At 64.4% G+C, this 16,751-nt stretch carries 17 protein-coding genes; 14 read left to right on the forward strand and 3 right to left on the reverse strand.

What is annotated here, in order from left to right:
- The first annotated feature begins 92 nt into the window (after nucleotides 1-92).
- The 6 genes from AC0L3J_RS18725 to AC0L3J_RS18750 all read left to right on the forward strand — a co-directional run bounded on the left by AC0L3J_RS18725 (nucleotide 93) and on the right by AC0L3J_RS18750 (nucleotide 7,424).
- Nucleotides 93-716 (forward strand): flavin reductase family protein, encoded by a 624-nt coding sequence (locus AC0L3J_RS18725; protein ID WP_027516354.1) that lies wholly within the window; start codon nucleotides 93-95, stop codon nucleotides 714-716.
- A 189-nt stretch (nucleotides 717-905) separates the two neighbouring features.
- Nucleotides 906-3,173 carry an acyl-CoA dehydrogenase gene (locus tag AC0L3J_RS18730; protein ID WP_456765648.1) on the forward strand — a complete coding sequence of 756 codons (2,268 nt, stop codon included), beginning with the start codon at nucleotides 906-908 and terminating at the stop codon, nucleotides 3,171-3,173.
- Nucleotides 3,173-4,456 (forward strand): acetyl-CoA C-acetyltransferase, encoded by a 1,284-nt coding sequence (locus AC0L3J_RS18735; RefSeq protein ID WP_456765647.1) that lies wholly within the window; start codon nucleotides 3,173-3,175, stop codon nucleotides 4,454-4,456. The genes AC0L3J_RS18730 and AC0L3J_RS18735 overlap by 1 nt, the downstream gene beginning before the upstream one ends.
- Before the next feature lies 1 nt (nucleotide 4,457).
- The gene (locus AC0L3J_RS18740; RefSeq protein ID WP_456765646.1) at nucleotides 4,458-6,554 is read left to right on the forward strand and encodes a 3-hydroxyacyl-CoA dehydrogenase NAD-binding domain-containing protein; all 2,097 of its coding nucleotides are present in this window, start codon (nucleotides 4,458-4,460) and stop codon (nucleotides 6,552-6,554) included.
- A gap of 51 nt (nucleotides 6,555-6,605) precedes the next feature.
- A complete protein-coding gene (locus AC0L3J_RS18745; protein WP_456765645.1) occupies nucleotides 6,606-7,016 on the forward strand; it encodes an acyl-CoA thioesterase in 411 nt (136 codons plus the stop codon).
- Nucleotides 7,017-7,232: 216 nt separating this feature from the next.
- Nucleotides 7,233-7,424: a hypothetical protein gene (locus tag AC0L3J_RS18750; protein ID WP_007595173.1), complete on the forward strand. Its 192-nt coding sequence runs from the start codon at nucleotides 7,233-7,235 to the stop codon at nucleotides 7,422-7,424.
- A gap of 228 nt (nucleotides 7,425-7,652) precedes the next feature.
- Here AC0L3J_RS18750 and AC0L3J_RS18755 read toward each other — a convergent pair whose 3' ends face one another.
- A complete protein-coding gene (locus AC0L3J_RS18755) occupies nucleotides 7,653-8,129 on the reverse strand; it encodes a nuclear transport factor 2 family protein (protein WP_456765644.1) in 477 nt (158 codons plus the stop codon).
- A 154-nt stretch (nucleotides 8,130-8,283) separates the two neighbouring features.
- Between AC0L3J_RS18755 and AC0L3J_RS18760 the strand changes: the two genes are divergently transcribed.
- On the forward strand, nucleotides 8,284-8,970 hold the full coding sequence (locus AC0L3J_RS18760; RefSeq protein ID WP_456765643.1) for an HAD family hydrolase: 687 nt from the start codon (nucleotides 8,284-8,286) through the stop codon (nucleotides 8,968-8,970).
- A 91-nt stretch (nucleotides 8,971-9,061) separates the two neighbouring features.
- The gene (locus AC0L3J_RS18765) at nucleotides 9,062-9,898 is read left to right on the forward strand and encodes a DeoR/GlpR family DNA-binding transcription regulator (RefSeq protein ID WP_456765642.1); all 837 of its coding nucleotides are present in this window, start codon (nucleotides 9,062-9,064) and stop codon (nucleotides 9,896-9,898) included.
- Nucleotides 9,899-9,908: 10 nt separating this feature from the next.
- Here AC0L3J_RS18765 and AC0L3J_RS18770 read toward each other — a convergent pair whose 3' ends face one another.
- Together AC0L3J_RS18770 and AC0L3J_RS18775 are read right to left on the reverse strand one after the other, a co-directional pair.
- Nucleotides 9,909-10,331 carry a type II toxin-antitoxin system VapC family toxin gene (locus AC0L3J_RS18770; protein WP_456765641.1) on the reverse strand — a complete coding sequence of 141 codons (423 nt, stop codon included), beginning with the start codon at nucleotides 10,329-10,331 and terminating at the stop codon, nucleotides 9,909-9,911.
- Entirely contained in the window at nucleotides 10,331-10,582 is a 252-nt protein-coding gene (locus tag AC0L3J_RS18775; protein ID WP_456765640.1) for a type II toxin-antitoxin system prevent-host-death family antitoxin, read from the reverse strand. Before AC0L3J_RS18775 ends, AC0L3J_RS18770 begins: the two co-directional genes overlap by 1 nt.
- Nucleotides 10,583-10,831: 249 nt before the next feature.
- Here AC0L3J_RS18775 and glpD point away from each other — a divergent pair, with 249 nt between their 5' ends.
- The 6 genes from glpD to AC0L3J_RS18805 are packed head-to-tail and all read left to right on the forward strand — an operon-like array spanning nucleotide 10,832 to nucleotide 16,664.
- Entirely contained in the window at nucleotides 10,832-12,382 is a 1,551-nt protein-coding gene (gene glpD, locus AC0L3J_RS18780) for a glycerol-3-phosphate dehydrogenase (RefSeq protein ID WP_456765639.1), read from the forward strand.
- A complete protein-coding gene (locus tag AC0L3J_RS18785; protein ID WP_456765638.1) occupies nucleotides 12,379-13,518 on the forward strand; it encodes an ABC transporter ATP-binding protein in 1,140 nt (379 codons plus the stop codon). Before glpD ends, AC0L3J_RS18785 begins: the two co-directional genes overlap by 4 nt.
- A 12-nt stretch (nucleotides 13,519-13,530) precedes the next feature.
- Nucleotides 13,531-14,616, forward strand: coding sequence for an ABC transporter ATP-binding protein (locus AC0L3J_RS18790; protein WP_473348058.1), 1,086 nt, complete (start codon nucleotides 13,531-13,533; stop codon nucleotides 14,614-14,616).
- Nucleotides 14,616-15,518, forward strand: coding sequence for a carbohydrate ABC transporter permease (locus AC0L3J_RS18795; RefSeq protein ID WP_007595151.1), 903 nt, complete (start codon nucleotides 14,616-14,618; stop codon nucleotides 15,516-15,518). The genes AC0L3J_RS18790 and AC0L3J_RS18795 overlap by 1 nt, the downstream gene beginning before the upstream one ends.
- A complete protein-coding gene (locus AC0L3J_RS18800) occupies nucleotides 15,518-16,324 on the forward strand; it encodes a carbohydrate ABC transporter permease (protein ID WP_018454979.1) in 807 nt (268 codons plus the stop codon). Before AC0L3J_RS18795 ends, AC0L3J_RS18800 begins: the two co-directional genes overlap by 1 nt.
- Nucleotides 16,325-16,334: 10 nt before the next feature.
- Nucleotides 16,335-16,664, forward strand: a complete 330-nt coding sequence (locus AC0L3J_RS18805) for a DUF2160 domain-containing protein (protein WP_211398805.1) — start codon at nucleotides 16,335-16,337, stop codon at nucleotides 16,662-16,664.
- Nucleotides 16,665-16,751 lie beyond the last annotated feature (87 nt).

A 16,751-nucleotide genomic window follows, 5' to 3' on the forward strand; every position in this document is an offset into this window, starting at 1 on the left:
CATTGCGAGCGCAGCGAAGCAATCCAGACTGTCTCCGCACAGGGATTCTGGATCGCTTCGCTGCGCTCGCAATGACGAGAAGGAAACAGCGCGTGACCGACAAAGACCTACACTTCTACGAGCCCGCCAAGGGCCACGGCCTCAAGCACGATCCCTTCAACGCCATCGTCGCGCCGCGGCCGATCGGCTGGATCTCGTCGCGCGACACCAAAGGCCATGTCAACCTCGCGCCCTACAGCTTCTTCAACGCGTTCTGCTATGTCCCCCCGATCATCGGTTTCTCCTCCACAAACTGGAAGGACACGGTCGAGAACATCCAGCAGACCGGCGAGTTCGTCTGGAATCTCGCCACCATGGACCTGGCCAGGCACATGAACGCGACCGCGGCGCATGTTGGCCCTGAGGTCGACGAGTTCGAGGTCGCCGGCCTCACCGCCGTGCCCGGCAGGCTCGTCAACGTGCCGCGCGTGGGCGAGAGTCCGGTCGCCTTCGAATGCAAGGTGTCCGATATCGTCCGGCTCAAGGGCGCCGACGGCAAGGAAGCCAATGCCTGGTTGACGCTCGGCGAGGTTGTCGCCGTCCACATCGACAAGGCCATGATCAAGGATGGCGTCTACCAGACCGCCGCCGCCCGCCCGATTGTCCGCGCCGGCCGCAGCGGTGATTATTTCGAGATCAAGCCGGAAAACATGTTCGAGATGGTCCGGCCGGACTGATCTGGTCGCTCTCGGCTCCCGCTTTTCGCCGCGCTCCTCTCCCGGAACTGCCACTACGCCTCGGCCGTTATGGCCCTGGGCGGCTGCCCGGCCGCGTCAATTCGCGTCTTTTCGCAGGCGAAGTGTTCACCGCCGCCGGCCACTTTCCGCTAAAATGCCCGATCACCGCGCCGATGCATGAGGTCCGCCATGAGCTTCCGCCGCGACACCCTGACCAAGCCGATTTTCTCCTGGGCGCGCGGCGTGCTGCCGGCGATGTCGGACACCGAGCGCGAGGCACTGGAGGCCGGCGACGTCTGGTGGGACGCCGATCTCTTCACCGGCAACCCTGATTGGTCGAAGCTGCTGAAGGTCCCGCAGGCAACGCTGACTGACGAGGAGCAGGCCTTCCTCAACGGCCCCGTCGACGAGCTCTGCGCCATGCTCGATGAATGGAAGATCTTTTGGGAATGGCGCGACCTGCCGCCCGATGTCTGGCACTTCATCAAGCGCGAAAAATTCTTCGGCATGATCATTCCGAAGGAGTTCGGCGGCCTCGGCTTCTCGCCCTATGCGCATTCGGAAGTGGTGCGCAAGATCTCGACCCGCTCGATTGCCGCCGCGGTGACGGTGATGGTGCCGAACTCGTTGGGCCCCGGCGAGCTCCTGATGCACTTCGGCACCAAGGAGCAGCAGCAGCGCTGGCTGCCGCGTCTTGCCGACGGCCGCGACATTCCCTGCTTCGGCCTCACCAGCCCCGAGGCCGGCTCCGATGCCGCCTCGATGGTCGACACCGGCATCATCTGCAAGGGCAGCTTCGAGGGCCAGGAGGTGCTGGGCCTGAAGCTCAACTGGCACAAGCGCTACATCACGCTCGGTCCCGTCGCGACGCTGCTTGGCCTCGCCTTCAAGGCCTATGACCCGGATCATCTCGTCGGCGATCGGGAGGAGCTCGGCATCAGCGTGGCGCTGATCCCGACCAACCTTCCCGGCGTCGAAATCGGCAAACGCCATCTGCCGTCGATGCAGGTGTTCCAGAACGGCCCGAATTGGGGCCGCGATGTTTTCATTCCGCTCGACTACGTCATCGGCGGCCAGGCGCGGCTGGGGCAGGGCTGGAAGATGCTGATGACGGCGCTCGCCGCCGGCCGCGGCATCTCGTTGCCGTCGCTCTCCGCCGCCGGCGCCGCCTATGCCGCCCGCACCACCGGCGCCTATGCCCGGATCCGCGAGCAGTTCGGCATCTCCATCTCCAAATTCGAAGGCGTCGAGGAGCCGCTCGCGCGCATCGTCGCGACCGCCTATCAGCTCGATGCTGCGCGACGGCTGACCTGCGCCGCGCTGAATGCCGGCATCCATCCCGCTGTCATCTCGGGCATCATGAAGCTGCACGCGACCGAGCGGATGCGCACCGCGGTCGACGACGCCATGGACATCCATGGCGGCAAGGCCGTGATCGACGGTCCGCAAAACTATCTCGGCAATCTCCACCGTGCCGTCCCCGTCGGCATCACCGTCGAGGGCGCCAATATCCTCACCCGCAATCTCATCGTGTTCGGGCAGGGCGCCATCCGCGCCCATCCTTATTTGCTCGACGAGATGAATGCGCTTGCCGATGCCGATCGCGAGCGCGGGCTCGCCGCCTTCGACAAGGCGTTCTGGAAGCATGTCGGCCACAGCTTCGAGACATTATTGCGCGCCTTCGGCCGGAGCTGGAGCTTTGGTGTCTTCGCGCTTGCACCCGATGCGGGTGACGCCAGGCCATTCTATCGTCAGCTCTCGCGCTACTCCGCGGCGTTCGCCCTCTGCGCCGATATGGCGCTGCTCACGCTCGGCGGCGCGCTCAAGCGCAAGGAGATGCTGTCGGCACGCTTCGGCGACATCCTGTCCGAGCTGTATCTGCTCTCGGCCGCGCTCAAACGCTGGCAGGACGAGGGCCGGCAGAAGGAGGATTTTGCCGCGCTCGAATGGTGCATGGCGACGGGCTTTCGGACCATCGAGAATCGGCTTGCGGAGATTTTGGCCAATCTGCCGAACCGCTTCGTCGCAGGCGTCCTCAAATTCGTGGTCCAGCCCTTCGGTGCCCGCGTGCTGGGTCCCTCCGACCGGGTTGTGCATCAATGCGCAAGCCTCGTGCTGGAGCCGTCGGCCGCGCGCGACCGCCTCACGCCTGATCTGGCTTATGTCGATGACGATGGCGGCTTCGCCCGGCTGGAGCGCGCTTTCAACCTGGTCGCAGGCACGGACGCCATCGCCTGGCGCATGCGCGCGGCGCACATGAGCGACTGGAAGGATGCGGTGGCCAAGGGCGTGATCACGCAGGCCGAGGGCGAGCAGCTGGCCGCGGCCCGCGAAGCCGTTACAAAGGTGATTGAGGTCGACGATTTTGCGCCGGAGGCGCTGTCGCCGATTTACAAGAAAACCGGCGACGTGCATCAGTTCTTCCAGGAACTCGGTGAACAGAGGGCGGCGAGCTGATGGCACGACCGGTTTTCATCGTCGACGGCAGCCGGACGCCGTTTTTGAAGGCGCGTTCGGGGCCCGGTCCGTTCACGCCGGTCGATCTCGCCGTGCAATGCGGTCGGCCGCTGCTGGCGCGCCAGCCGTTTGCGCCTGATGCCTTCGACCAGGTCATCCTCGGCTGCGTCAACGTGATCGCGGACGAGATGAACCCTGCTCGCGTGGCCGCGCTTCGGCTGGGCATGGGCGAAGACATGGTCGCCTTCACCGTGCAGATCAATTGCGGCTCGGGCATGCAGTCGATCGACACCGCCTACCGCTACATTCGCGAGGGCCATGCCGACATGATCCTCGCCGGCGGCACCGAAGCCTTGAGCCACGCGCCGCTGGTCTGGCCCAATTCCGGCGTGCGCTGGTTTGCCGGCCTTGCCACCGCCAAGGGCATGGCGGCGAAGCTTGCCGCAGCCTTCAAGCTGCGGCCGCGCTATCTCAAGCCGATCATCGGGTTGGAGCGCGGGCTGACCGATCCCATTACCGACCTGAACATGGGCCAGACGGCCGAAGTCGTCGGCCATCTCTTCGGCATCACCCGCGCGCAGTCCGATGCCTATGCCGCCGAGAGCCATCGCCGGCTCGCGCATGCGCAGGCGGAAGGTTTTCTCAAGGGCGAAGTCGAAACCGCGTTCTCCCGCGACGGAAAATTCTTCGACCATGATGATGGCGTGCGTCCGGACTCGACGGCCGAGACGCTCGCTAAACTGAGACCGGTGTTCGAGCGTCCCTGGGGCCAGGTCACGGCCGGCAATTCCTCGCAGATCACCGACGGCGCGTCCTGGGTGATCCTGGCGTCCGACGAAGCGGTCGCCAAGCACAAGCTGACGCCGAAGGCCGTCATCGTCGACAGCAACTGGGCCGCACTTGACCCAAGCATCATGGGTCTCGGTCCCGTGATGTCGGCGACGCCGCTGCTGAAGCGCAACGATCTCACCATCCAGGACGTCCAGACTTGGGAGCTCAACGAGGCGTTCGCTACCCAAGTGCTCGGCTGCCTCGCCGCCTGGAATGACGACAAGTTCTGCCGCGAGATTTTGGGGCTGGACGGCGCTGCCGGCGAGATCGACCGCGAAAAACTCAATGTCGATGGCGGCGCAATCTCGCTCGGGCATCCCGTCGGCACCTCCGGCAATCGCATCGTACTGCATCTCGTCAACACCATGAAGCGGCTCGGCACGCGGCGCGGCGTTGCGACCGAATGCATCGGCGGCGGGCTCGGCGGCGCCATGCTGATCGAGGCGGTGTGACATGGATTCCAGGATCATGACCGCGCTCGGCGACCGCGTGATGGAGCTCGGGCCCAAGCCCGCTGCCGATAGTCCCTACAAGCACTTCAAGCTGACGCGCGACGCCGACGGCGTCGCCTGGCTCCTGTTCGACCGCACTGACGCCAGCGCCAACACGCTGTCCTCGGACGTGATGGAGGAGTTCGACGCCGTGCTGGCGGCGATCGAGACCGAGCGTCCTGCCGGCCTCGTGATCCGCTCCGCAAAGCCGTCCGGCTTCATCGCCGGCGCCGACGTCAACGAATTCCGTGGCGCCAGCGATGCCGGGATGGTGGAGACGCGGATCCGCGCGGCCCATGCGGTGGTCGACCATCTGGAAGCGCTGAAGCTGCCGACGGTCGCGGTGATCCACGGCTTCTGCCTCGGCGGCGGGCTCGAAGTCGCGCTGGCCTGCCAATCGCGCATCGCCATCGACGGCGCGCGCTTCGGCTTCCCTGAGGTGATGCTGGGCCTGCATCCCGGTCTCGGCGGCACCGCGCGTTTCACCGCGCTGGTCAATCCGACCCGATCGATGGCTTTGATGCTGACCGGCCGCACCATCGATGCCCGCCGCGCCAGATCGCTCGGCCTCATCGACACCGTGACGCAGGAGCGCCACGTTCGCAACGCGGTGAAGGACGCACTGTTCGGCCGGCTCAAGCGGGCGCGGCCGGGCTTTCTGACGCGTGCGGCGAATTTCGGCCCGGTGCGCGGGCTGTTGGCCAGGCGGATGCGATCGGAGGCGGCGAAGGCCGCGTCCCGCGAGCATTATCCAGCACCCTATGCTTTGATCGATCTCTGGGAGGCCCATGGTGGCAGCAAGGCCGCGATGCTCAGGGCAGAGCAGGCCTCGTTCGCCAAGTTGATGGTGACGCCGACCGCGCAGAATTTAATCCGCGTGTTCTTCCTGCGCGAGCAGATGAAGAAGGCGGCAGGCTCCGGCAACATGATCAGGCATGTCCACGTCATTGGCGCCGGCGCCATGGGCGGCGACATCGCGGCCTGGTGCGCGGGGCAGGGGCTGCGCGTCTCGCTCGCCGACATGAAGGCGGAGCCGATCGCGGGCGCGGTCAAGCGCGCCGCCGAGCTCTACGGCAAGATCATCCGCAAGCCGACCGAGGTGCGCGACGCGCTCGATCGCCTGATCCCCGACATGGACGGGGAGGGCGTCCGCAACGCCGATCTCATCATCGAGGCGGTCCCGGAGAAGCTCGAGCTCAAGCAGAAGGTCTATGCCGGGCTCGAGCCGCGAATGAAGCCGGGCGCGATTCTCGCGACCAACACCTCGAGCATTCCGCTCCAGGATTTGCGCACCACGCTGGCGCGGCCGGAGCGGCTGGTCGGCCTTCACTTCTTCAACCCGGTGTCGCGGTTGCAATTGGTCGAAGTCGTCAGCCATGACGGTAACGATACGCAGGTGCTGAAGGAGGCACTCGCTTTCGTCGGCGCGATCGATCGGCTGCCGTTGCCGGTGAAGAGCTCGCCGGGCTTCCTCGTCAACCGCGCGCTGACGCCTTACATGCTGGAAGCGATGGTGATGCTGGACGAGAAGATCGATCAGCGCCTGATCGATGCCGCCGCGGAGCAGTTCGGCATGCCGATGGGGCCGATCGAACTGGCTGACCAGGTCGGGCTCGACATCTGTCTCGACGTCGGCGACATGTTGCGCACCAAGTTCGGCGATCTGCTGCCGCCGACACCGCCCTGGCTGCGCGAGAAAGTCGCCAAGGGCGAACTTGGCCGCAAGACCGGCAAGGGCTTTTACGTCTGGCGCGACGGCAAGGCCGAAAAGGCGCCGTTGCCCGAGACCGGTCCGCGCGTCACCGACCAGATGATCGACCGCCTGGTGCTGCCGATGTCCAATGTCTGCGTCGCCGCGCTTCGCGAAGGTATCGTCGATGATGCCGACATGGTCGACGGCGCCATGATCTTCGGCACCGGTTATGCACCGTTCCGTGGCGGTCCGTTGAACTATGCGCGCACGCGTGGCGTGGATCATGTCGTATCCACCTTGCGCGCGCTGGCCGGAAGATTCGGCGAGCGCTTTGCGCCGGATCCGGGCTGGGATAATTTCAAGTGAGCAATTTCAAGCGAGCAATCCTCAAGTGAGCAATCTTCAAGTGAGAGCGGCATGAACGAGCAAGCCAATGCCGGGCCGGGCGGCGATCTCTGCATTCGCACGCTGGCAATGCCTGCCGACACCAACGCAAACGGCGACATCTTCGGCGGCTGGCTGCTCAGCCAGATGGACGTCGGCGGCGGCGTGTTTGCGTCAAAGGTCGCAAAGTCGCGCACGGTGACCGTCGCCATCGAGGCGATGAATTTCCGCAAGGCCGTCTATGTCGGCGATCTCGTTTCGGTTCACGCCCACCTCGTCCGCATCGGGCGCACGTCTGTCACCGTGCATCTGGAAGCATGGGCGCTGCGCCGCGGCGAGCAGCAACCGTTCCTCGTCACCGACGGCAACTTCACCTACGTGTCGATCGACGAGCACGGCCGCCCGCAGCCGGTTCGCCCGGCCGACACCACCATCGCGACGTAATCGCGCGCGGCGTTGCGCCTCATCTCAGGTGCGACGCCGCCAAACGCGGCGCGACTGAGTCACGGCGCCGCGGCTTTGCCAAGAACCAGTCATAAAACGGATGAGGTCCCGGCGTACTCCATCGCGTGTCGATCCGGGGTGGAAACGGCGTCAAAATGCCCAGGAACCTTTGGGCAGAACTGCCGTTATTTGCCCGCACTGAGGAATCCACGGACCATGCCGGACAGCTACATCATCGAAGTCGATTCGCAGACCGCAGGTATCGTCGTTCGTTCCCAGGGAGGCTACTGCTTTTTCGCCTCATCCAACCGCTTCAACCGTCTCGAAGGCCAGCTCTTCCGCAACGCCCGCGAAGCCGAGCGCGCCGCGCGCAAGCTGGTTAACGGTGATGTGAAGGAAGCGGCGTAGTCGTCCCGCTAGTCATTCCGCGCCGCGCGTAGCGCGAGAGGTGGGAATCTTTTGCCGCGAACTCTTCTTCTCTTCTCCCCTTGTGGGAGAAGGTGGCGCGTAGCGCCGGATGAGGGTCGCCTCCGCAAATTCCACTGCGAGGGGTTCGTTCTCGGAGAGAAACTCCTCACCCGACTTCGCTTCGCGAAGCCACCCTCTCCCGCAAGGGGAGAGGGGAAGAGCCGTTGTTCACAACTTCGTCGCCGCCCGCGAGAGCAGCTTCCAGTCGTCGCCCTGCTTCTGCCAGTTCATCAGGATGTGAAGATTGGTCGGCACTTTTTTCCCATCGGCCGCCATCTCCTGTTCCGCCACCCAGTGGAAACGCACGATCGCAGCGGGGCCGACGACCTTGATAGTCGGGTCCTTGTACTCGATCGACAGGAATTTGGATTTGCCGTCGGTGGCGTTGGCGACGAAGGTCGCCTTGTCCTCGACCTTGCCGCTGGAATGGCTGTAGCTCACCTCCTCGGCGCAGAGCGCGCCGAGCGCCTTGGGATCGGCCGCGATCTGGGCGAGACGGAACGCCTCGACCTTCTTCGCCACGGCTTCCTCGTCCGCCGAGGCCGCCAGCACCGGTGTCGTGAGCGCTGAAACTGCAAGCGTGGAGACGGCAAGAGCTGGGACGGCAAGAGTCGAGAGAGCCAGATCGCGTCGGTTGATCGTCATCGTTTCCTCCTTTTTGATCTTGCACGGAGTGTTGCAGCCGCGCGCGACTTTGTCGAGTGTCGCGTCGTGGTCATGCACGTGCGTCATTGCGCGATTGGCGCTGTATTGATACGGCTTTCGTATTGATGCGTCATCTATTCGGGAAAGTACGGACATGATCGAGGCTATCGGCAGGGAGACGGGAAGGGCGTTGCTGTTCGATATCGACGGTACGCTCGCCAACACCGATCCGCTGCACCTGAAGGCGTTCAACCAGGTGCTCGGCCCTCGCGGCCATGTCTTCGATCACGCGCGCTTCTCCAGGGAGCTGCAAGGCTTCGCGAATATAGCGATCGGCGAGCGCTTTCTGCCCGATGAGGCGCCGGAACGGCGTGCCTCGATCCTCGATGAGAAGGAGGAAGTCTTCCGCGAACTCGTCGCCGGGCAGATCGAGCCGCTGCCGGGCCTGATGGCGCTGCTCGACAGGGCGGATGCGGCCGGTATTTCCATGGTTGCCGTGACCAACGCCCCGCGACTCAATGCGGAGCTGCTGCTGTCCGGCCTCGGCATCACGCACCGCTTCAAGGCGCTGGTGATCGGCGCCGAGCTGTCGCACGGCAAGCCGCATCCGCTGCCTTATCAGGAAGGGTTGCGCTTTGCCGGTGCCAGCGCCATGGCCTCGATCGCGTTCGAGGACTCCCGCACCGGCGTGCAGTCGGCCGTAGCGGCCGGCATTCCGACCATCGGCATCCGGACCAGCCTCAGCCACGCTGATCTCGTCGCCGCCGGGGCTATCGCCTCCGCCAGCGCCTTCGACGATCCCACGCTGCTGGCGCGCCTCGCCGCCGCAATGGCGTGGTGAGGACCTTCGTCCGTTAACCGTGATCGGCGCGCGCATTGACCGAACGCGGGAACCGCCGCACCATGCAACTTCCTGACTTGAGGCCATCGCCGTGACCGGACTGACCCATCGCCAAGCCGAAATCCTCAACATCGCACGCGCCTCGGGCCGCGTCATGGTCGAGGAGCTGGCGCGCCGGTTCGAGGTTTCGGCGCAGACCATCCGCAAGGATCTCAACGATCTCTGCGAGCGCCGCTCGCTGACCCGCATCCATGGCGGCGCCATCATCGCCTCCGGCGTCGAAAATCTCGCCTATGAGGCGCGGCGCTTCGTCGCCGCGGACGAGAAGAAGGCGATTGGAGCCGCGGCCGCCTCCCTGATCCCGAACGGCTGCTCGCTCTTCATCAACATCGGCACCACGACCGAGGAGGTCGCGAGCGCGCTGACCTCCCACGAGGACCTCCTCGTCATCACCAACAATCTGAACGTCGCCATGCTGCTCTACCGCCATCCCCGCATCGAAGTGGTGGTCGCCGGCGGCACGGTACGACGCGCCGACGGTGCGGTGGTCGGCTCGACCGCGACGCAGCTGATCGGCCAGTTCAAGGTCGACTACGCCATCATCGGGGCGTCCGCGATCGACGAGGAGGGCGCGCTGCTCGACTTCGACTATCGCGAGGTGCAGGTGGCGCAAGCCATCATCGCCAACGCCCGCAGCGTCATGCTGGTCGCGGACTCGACCAAGCTCCGCCGCAGCGCGCCGGTGCGCATCGCACATATCAGCCAGATCCAGACCTTCGTCACCGACCAGGAATTGCCCGAGCGCCTCGCCACCATCTGCCACGGCAAGGGCATCGAGGTGATGGCGGCGATGCCGAAGGGGGCGGACATGGATGATGCGGCAGCGGACCCGCCGCAGGAAGCGGCACCCGTCGTGCGCCTGCGATAACGGCGGGTTCTTAGCAGGCTGCCTGTTCCCACGGGTTTATCAGCGGCACGCCGGTCGGTTGGAAGTCGCCCACATTGCGCGTAACGATCGTCAAGCCGTGAACAAGGGCGGTTGCTGCAATGAGAGCATCGCGTTCGGCCCGTGGGTTGGGAACGTGAAGTTGCGCGCAGCGCAGCGCGACGGCGGTATCAACGGCCAGGATTCGATTTTCAAAGCGAGCCAGAATGTGATTGTCGATCCAAGCTCGCAGGACTGCACCTCGCGCAGCGTCTTTGCGCTCGATCAGGCGTGCTCCGAGTTCGATTTCTAATATCGAGATGGCGGAAATGAAGAAGTCCGCCGCCGGACTTGCATTGGCCCATGCTGCGACATTGCGATGAGCTTTATCTGGCCGCCTCAGTTCGGAAATTACATTGGTGTCCAGCAGAAACATCAGTCGAGATCAGCGGGCTTGAAAATTCGGCCGGCAACGCGGGGCGGATCGAAATCGAAGTCCGTCTCTGCCTGCCCCAATGCTTCGGCAAGGCTCATGTGCCCGCCAGTCAGACGCAAATAGTCTTCGATCGTCAGCAGGACATGGGCGGGCCGACCGCGGTCAGTAATAAAGACCGGTCCCCGCGAAGCTGCTTTTTTTGCGCCGCTGGTATCGTGATTGAACTCTCGGCTGGTGAGACTGGTCACCATTGTTTGCGCCTCCCGATCGGCCGTTATTCCCTGATGGATCATATGTAGGCACGTAACTACATTCAAGCCTTTTGGAGCGTCGCTCGTCCGCGGCTCTGGCCGAGGCGGTGCTGTTTTTTCGCTCGCGCTGCCCACTTAAAAGTTCCGCTTTCACTTCCTTCCTCCTCTCTTTCATCTTGCTTTCGTTTTCTGGTGTGATCTAATCAAAAGCGAAAGTTACCGCTCGATTGAACGGGCGGTCGCCGGGGGATGCGTCTGTTGGAGCGTATTTTCGACCTCGCCATTATCGGAGGCGGTGTTAACGGCTGCGGCATCGCGCGCGACGCGGTGGGCCGTGGCAACACGGTTTTCCTGTGCGAAATGAACGATCTGGCGAGCGGGACGTCGTCCTGGTCGACCAAGCTGGTGCATGGCGGCCTGCGCTATCTCGAATATTACGAGTTTCGGCTGGTCCGCGAGGCGCTGATCGAGCGCGAGATTCTCTGGGGCATCGCGCCCCACATCATTCGCCCCCTGCGTTTCGTTTTGCCGCACCATGCGGGCCTGCGGCCGGCCTGGCTGCTGCGCCTCGGCCTCTTCCTCTATGACCACATCGGCGGCCGTCATCTGTTGCCGGCGACGCGCTCGGTCGACCTTGGGCGCGACGAGGTCGGCCGCCCGCTGATCCCCAACCGCTACGGCCGCGCGTTCGAATATTCCGACTGCTTCGTCGACGACGCCCGTCTCGTCGTGCTCAACGCGCGCGATGCCGCCGACAAGGGCGCCGAGATCCGCACCCGCACGCGCGCGACGGATATCAAACAGTCAGACGGCATCTGGACCGTCAGCATGATCGACACGCTGACCGGCGCGCGTTCGTCGATCCAGGCTCGTGCGCTGGTCAATGCCGGCGGTCCCTGGGTCGAGGATGTGCTCGGCCGCGGCGCCGGCGTCAACGCCAAAGCCAAGGTGCGCCTGGTGCAAGGCTCGCACATCGTGGTCAAGAAGCTCTACGACCACGACCGCGCCTACATGTTCCAGAATGCCGACGGCCGCATCATCTTCGTCATTCCCTATCAGGACGATTTTACGCTGATCGGCACCACCGACCGCGACTATGAAGGCGATCCCGCCAAGGTGAAGGCGACGGCCGAGGAGATCCAGTATCTCTGCACGGCGGCAAGTGAATATCTGGCCAAGCCTGTCACGCCCGATGACGTGGTCTGGACCTATTCCGGCGTGCGTCCGCTCTACGACGACGGCGCCAGCGAAGCCAAGGCCGCGACGCGCGACTATGTGTTCGAGCTCGACACGCCCGGCGGCGTGCCGCTGCTGTCGATCTATGGCGGCAAGATCACGACCTACCGCCGTCTTGCCGAGGAGGCGCTGGAGCGGCTCGCGCCCTATCTTCGCAGTGCGAAAGCGCGCGAAGGCTGGACCGGCAAATGGCCGCTGCCCGGCGGCGACATGGGCGTGTCCGATGTCGACGGCCTGATCGCCGAGCTTCAGCGCGGCTATCCCTTCCTCAGCCACGAGCATGCGCGGCGCCTCGCGCGCGCCTATGGCACGAGGGCGATCAAGCTGCTTGGGGATGCGAAATCGGCGGCCGATCTCGGCCAGGCCTTCGGCGCGACGCTGACCGAGCGCGAAGTCCGCTATCTCATGGCCAACGAATGGGCCGTTACCGCCGACGACGTCGTCTGGCGCCGTTCCAAGCTCGGCCTGCGACTAAGTGCCGACGAAATCGCGGCGCTTGACGACTGGATCAGGACCCACGCCGTGCAGCAAAGTCCCCTGCTGGAAGCCGGAGGACGCTCATGACAGTGACACTCGACCACGTGACCCGGACTGTCGATGGTATCCCACATATCCGCGACGTCTCGCTAACGCTCGAGAGCGGCACGCTCAACGTGCTGCTCGGGCCGACGCTGTCGGGCAAGACCTCGATCATGCGGCTGCTCGCAGGCCTGGACAAGCCGACATCGGGCAAGCTGCTGGTCAATGGCAAGGACGTCACCGGTGTCGACGTGCGCCAGCGCTCGGTCGCCATGGTCTATCAGCAGTTCATCAACTACCCCTCGCTGTCGGTCTACGAGAACATCGCTTCGCCCTTGCGCGTGCAGGGCAAGCCGCGCGCCGAGATCGAGGCGCGCGTCGCGGAAGCCGCCCGGCTGCTCAGGCTCGAGCCGTTCCTGAAGCGCACGCCGCTCCAGCTTTCCGGCGGCCAGCAGCAGCGAACTGCGATGGCGCGCGCGCTGGTGAAGGGCGCCGACCTCGTGCTGCTCGACGAGCCGCTCGCCAATCTCGACTACAAGCTGCGCGAGGAGCTGCGCACCGAGCTGCCGCGCATCTTCGAGGCATCCGGCGCGATCTTCGTCTATGCCACCACCGAGCCGACCGAGGCTCTTCTCCTCGGCGGCAATACGGTGTGCATGTGGGAGGGGAAAGCGCTTCAGATCGGCGAGACGCCGAACGTCTACCGTCATCCGCAGACCTTGCGCGTCGCGCAAGTGTTCTCCGATCCGCCGCTCAATCTCGTCGGCATCGAGAAGAAGAATGGCTCCGTGCAATATGCGGGTGGTATTGCCGCGCCGGCGTCCGGTCTCTATTCCTCGCTTGCGGACGGCGCCTATCGCGTCGGATTTCGCGCCCATCAGCTCGCGCTTGCCAATGGCGAGACCGACCGCCACGCCTTCCATGCCACGGTCACGGTGACCGAGATCACCGGTTCGGAGAGTTTCGTGCATCTGACCCGCGACGGATCGAACTGGGTGGCGGTGCTGCACGGCGTGCACGAGTTCGAGCCCGGCCAGACGCTCGATGCCGTGCTCGATCCCAACGACGTCTTCGTTTTCGATGCGGCAGATCGTTTGGTCGCCGCTCCTGGTCCCATAGCGTTTTCAAGCGAAGTGCCGAGCGGTTCGCGTGAAGAAAACGCGTCAAAGAAAAAAGCCTGAGGGGGATGCGACATGGCCCGCATTGACCTCGTCGATCTCGCGCACTCCTACGGCGGCAATGATGCGCCGCAGGACAGTTTTGCGCTGAAGCCCGTCACCATGACCTGGCGGCAGGGCGGCGCCTACGCGCTGCTCGGGCCGTCCGGCTGCGGCAAGACCACGCTGCTCAACGTCATCTCCGGCATCATCACGCCGTCGCGGGGGAAAATCCTGTTCGACGGCGAGGACATCACACCGCTGTCAACCCAGAAGCGCAACATCGCCCAGGTGTTCCAGTTTCCGGTGATCTACGACACCATGACGGTGGGGCAGAACTTGGCGTTCCCTCTGAAGAACCGCGGCGTGCCGAAGGCCGAGATCGACAAGCGCGTCGCCGAAATCGGCCGCCTGCTCGACCTCGAGCCCTATCTGAACCGCAAGGCGACGCGGCTCACGGCCGATGCCAAGCAGAAGATCTCGCTCGGCCGCGGCCTGGTCCGCTCCGACGTCGCCGCCGTGCTGTTCGACGAGCCGCTCACCGTGATCGACCCCGAGCTGAAATGGCAGCTCCGCTCCAAGCTGAAGGCGCTGCATCGCGAGCTCGACCTGACGATGATCTACGTCACCCATGACCAGACCGAGGCGCTGACCTTCGCCGACACCGTGGTGGTCATGCATGACGGCCGGGTGGTGCAGAGCGGCACGCCGGCCGAGCTGTTCGACAAGCCGGCGCACACCTTCGTCGGCTATTTCATCGGCTCGCCCGGCATGAACATCATTCCGGCCGAGGTGAGGGGCCGTGAGGCCAGGATCGGCGGTCATGTGATCGCGCTCAACCGCAGCTACGACAAGCTGCCCGATGGCGCGAAGATCGAGATCGGCGTCCGTCCGGAATTCGTTGAGGCCGTCGCGCCTGCGCCCGGCCTGCTCAGTGCGAAGATCGAACGCGTCGACGACCTCGGCCGTATCCGCTTCGCGCGTGCGCGGCTCGGTGATGCAAAGCTCGCGGCCCGCGCGCCGGCTGGCTTCACCAGCCCGGACGGCACGGCCGGCTTGAAATTCGACCCGTCACACGTCCACGTCTATGCCGACAGCCTTCTGGTGGAGGGAGCCGCCTGATGGACAAGACCGTCAACCAAAAAGCCTGGTTCCTGGTGCTGCCGGTGTTCCTGGTCGTCGCCTTCTCGGCAGTGCTGCCGCTGATGACGGTGGTGAACTATTCGATGCAGGACACCTTCGGCAACAACCAGTTCTTCTGGAACGGTGTCGGCTGGTTCAAGGAGCTGCTCGACCCCTCGACCGATCTCGGCGGCCGCTTCCTGGCCTCGCTTGGCCGCAATCTGTTCTTCTCCCTGGTGATCCTCGCGATCGAGGTGCCGCTCGGCATCGTCGTCGCGCTGTCGATGCCGCGCCAGGGCTGGACGGTCGCAGCCTGCCTCGTCATCCTGGCGCTGCCCTTGCTGATCCCGTGGAACGTGGTCGGCACGATCTGGCAGATCTTCGGCCGGCCCGACATCGGCCTGCTCGGCTATGTCCTCAATGCCATCGGCATCGATTACAATTACGTCTCCAACGACATCGACGCCTGGGTCACCGTCATCGTGATGGACGTCTGGCACTGGACCAGCCTGGTCGCGCTGCTCTGCTACGCCGGCCTGAAGTCGATTCCCGAAGCCTATTACCAGGCGGCGCAGATCGACGGCGCCTCGCGCTGGGCCGTGTTCAAGGCGATCCAGCTGCCCAAGATGAATCGCGTGCTGCTGATCGCGGTGCTGCTGCGCTTCATGGACAGTTTCATGATCTACACCGAGCCGTTCGTGGTGACGGGCGGCGGCCCCGGCAATTCGACGACCTTCGTGTCGATCGAGCTGGTCAAGATCGCGCTCGGCCAGTTCGACCTCGGCAAGGCCGCCGCGCTGTCGCTGGTCTACAACCTCATCATCCTGATCGTCTGCTGGATCTTCTACACCGTCATGACCAATGCCGGCGCCGACCGGAAATCGCATGAAGGAGCCGTGTGATGCATTCGATCCCCGGCCGTCGCCTCATCATGGCGCTGTTTTTGATCTTCCTGCTGTTGCCGATTTACTGGCTCGTCAACATGAGCTTCAAGACCAACGCCGAGATCGTCTCGACGATGACGCTGTGGCCGCACGCCCCGACGCTGCAGCACTACAAGCGCATCTTCACCGACGAGAGCTGGTATTCCGGCTATATCAACTCGCTGGAATATGTCGTCCTCAACACCATCATCTCGATCTCGGTGGCGCTGCCGGCAGCCTACGCGTTCTCGCGCTACCGCTTCCTCGGCGACAAGCATCTGTTCTTCTGGCTGCTGTCGAACCGCATGGCGCCGGCCGCGGTCTATGCCCTGCCGTTCTTCAACCTCTATTCGGCGATCGGGCTGTTCGATACGCCCTGGGCGGTCGCGCTCGCGCACTGCATCTTCAACGTCCCGCTGGCGGTGTGGATCCTGGAAGGCTTCGTCTCCGGCGTGCCGCGCGAGATCGACGAGACCGCCTTCCTCGACGGCTATTCCTTCCCGCGCTTCTTCATCAAGATCCTGGTGCCGCTGATTGCGAGCGGCATCGGCGTCGCCGCCTTCTTCTGCTTCATGTTCTCCTGGGTCGAGCTGCTGCTCGCGCGCACGCTGACCTCGGTCTCGGCCAAGCCGATCGCGGCGATCATGACGCGCACGGTGTCGGCTGCGGGCATGGACTGGGGCCTGCTGGCTGCGGCCGGCGTGCTGACGATCATCCCGGGCGCGCTCGTGATCTGGTTCGTCCGCAATTACATCGCGAGCGGTTTTGCGCTCGGTCGGGTCTAGGGAGGCGTCAATGGAGTCGATTGCATGGATGGCCTGGACGCCGCCGACGGCGATCTTCTTTGTCGCGCTGGCGTGCACGCTGGCTGTGATGACCTGGCTTGGGGTGGCCTATCCAGAAGCAGAGCGCGTCGGCGTGCTGCGCATCCCGACGACACGCGGCGACCGCCTGTTCATCTCCCTGATCACGGCGGCGGTCATCCACCTGCTCTGGATCGCCTTCGCCGGCACCGACGCACTCGCCACGCTGCCGATCGGCGAGGACGGACTTGAAATTTCGCGCCTTTGGATCGCATCAGGAATTTCGCTGGCCACGGCCGTACTCATTTTCCGCACGGTCTAGCCCGCGAAGGAACGGCCAGATCCGGGACCAACCCGGGCCTGTAAAAAGTTTGTCGCTGCAACGGAGGAATAACATGCGGCAGTTTAG

Source organism: Bradyrhizobium sp. Kon37 (assembly GCF_055807535.1).

Bases quoted from the DNA above. Each gene is read 5' to 3' on its own strand.
- AC0L3J_RS18730 (WP_456765648.1), top strand. From the start codon at position 906: ATGAGCTTCCGCCGCGACACCCTGACCAAGCCGATTTTCTCCTGGGCG.
- AC0L3J_RS18735 (WP_456765647.1), top strand. From the start codon at position 3,173: ATGGCACGACCGGTTTTCATCGTCGACGGCAGCCGGACGCCGTTTTTG.
- AC0L3J_RS18740 (WP_456765646.1), top strand. From the start codon at position 4,458: ATGGATTCCAGGATCATGACCGCGCTCGGCGACCGCGTGATGGAGCTC.
- AC0L3J_RS18745 (WP_456765645.1), top strand. From the start codon at position 6,606: ATGAACGAGCAAGCCAATGCCGGGCCGGGCGGCGATCTCTGCATTCGC.
- AC0L3J_RS18750 (WP_007595173.1), top strand. From the start codon at position 7,233: ATGCCGGACAGCTACATCATCGAAGTCGATTCGCAGACCGCAGGTATC.
- AC0L3J_RS18755 (WP_456765644.1), bottom strand. From the start codon at position 8,129: ATGACGATCAACCGACGCGATCTGGCTCTCTCGACTCTTGCCGTCCCA.
- AC0L3J_RS18760 (WP_456765643.1), top strand. From the start codon at position 8,284: ATGATCGAGGCTATCGGCAGGGAGACGGGAAGGGCGTTGCTGTTCGAT.
- AC0L3J_RS18770 (WP_456765641.1), bottom strand. From the start codon at position 10,331: ATGTTTCTGCTGGACACCAATGTAATTTCCGAACTGAGGCGGCCAGAT.
- AC0L3J_RS18775 (WP_456765640.1), bottom strand. From the start codon at position 10,582: ATGGTGACCAGTCTCACCAGCCGAGAGTTCAATCACGATACCAGCGGC.
- glpD (WP_456765639.1), top strand. From the start codon at position 10,832: ATGCGTCTGTTGGAGCGTATTTTCGACCTCGCCATTATCGGAGGCGGT.
- AC0L3J_RS18785 (WP_456765638.1), top strand. From the start codon at position 12,379: ATGACAGTGACACTCGACCACGTGACCCGGACTGTCGATGGTATCCCA.
- AC0L3J_RS18790 (WP_473348058.1), top strand. From the start codon at position 13,531: ATGGCCCGCATTGACCTCGTCGATCTCGCGCACTCCTACGGCGGCAAT.
- AC0L3J_RS18795 (WP_007595151.1), top strand. From the start codon at position 14,616: ATGGACAAGACCGTCAACCAAAAAGCCTGGTTCCTGGTGCTGCCGGTG.
- AC0L3J_RS18800 (WP_018454979.1), top strand. From the start codon at position 15,518: ATGCATTCGATCCCCGGCCGTCGCCTCATCATGGCGCTGTTTTTGATC.
- AC0L3J_RS18805 (WP_211398805.1), top strand. From the start codon at position 16,335: ATGGAGTCGATTGCATGGATGGCCTGGACGCCGCCGACGGCGATCTTC.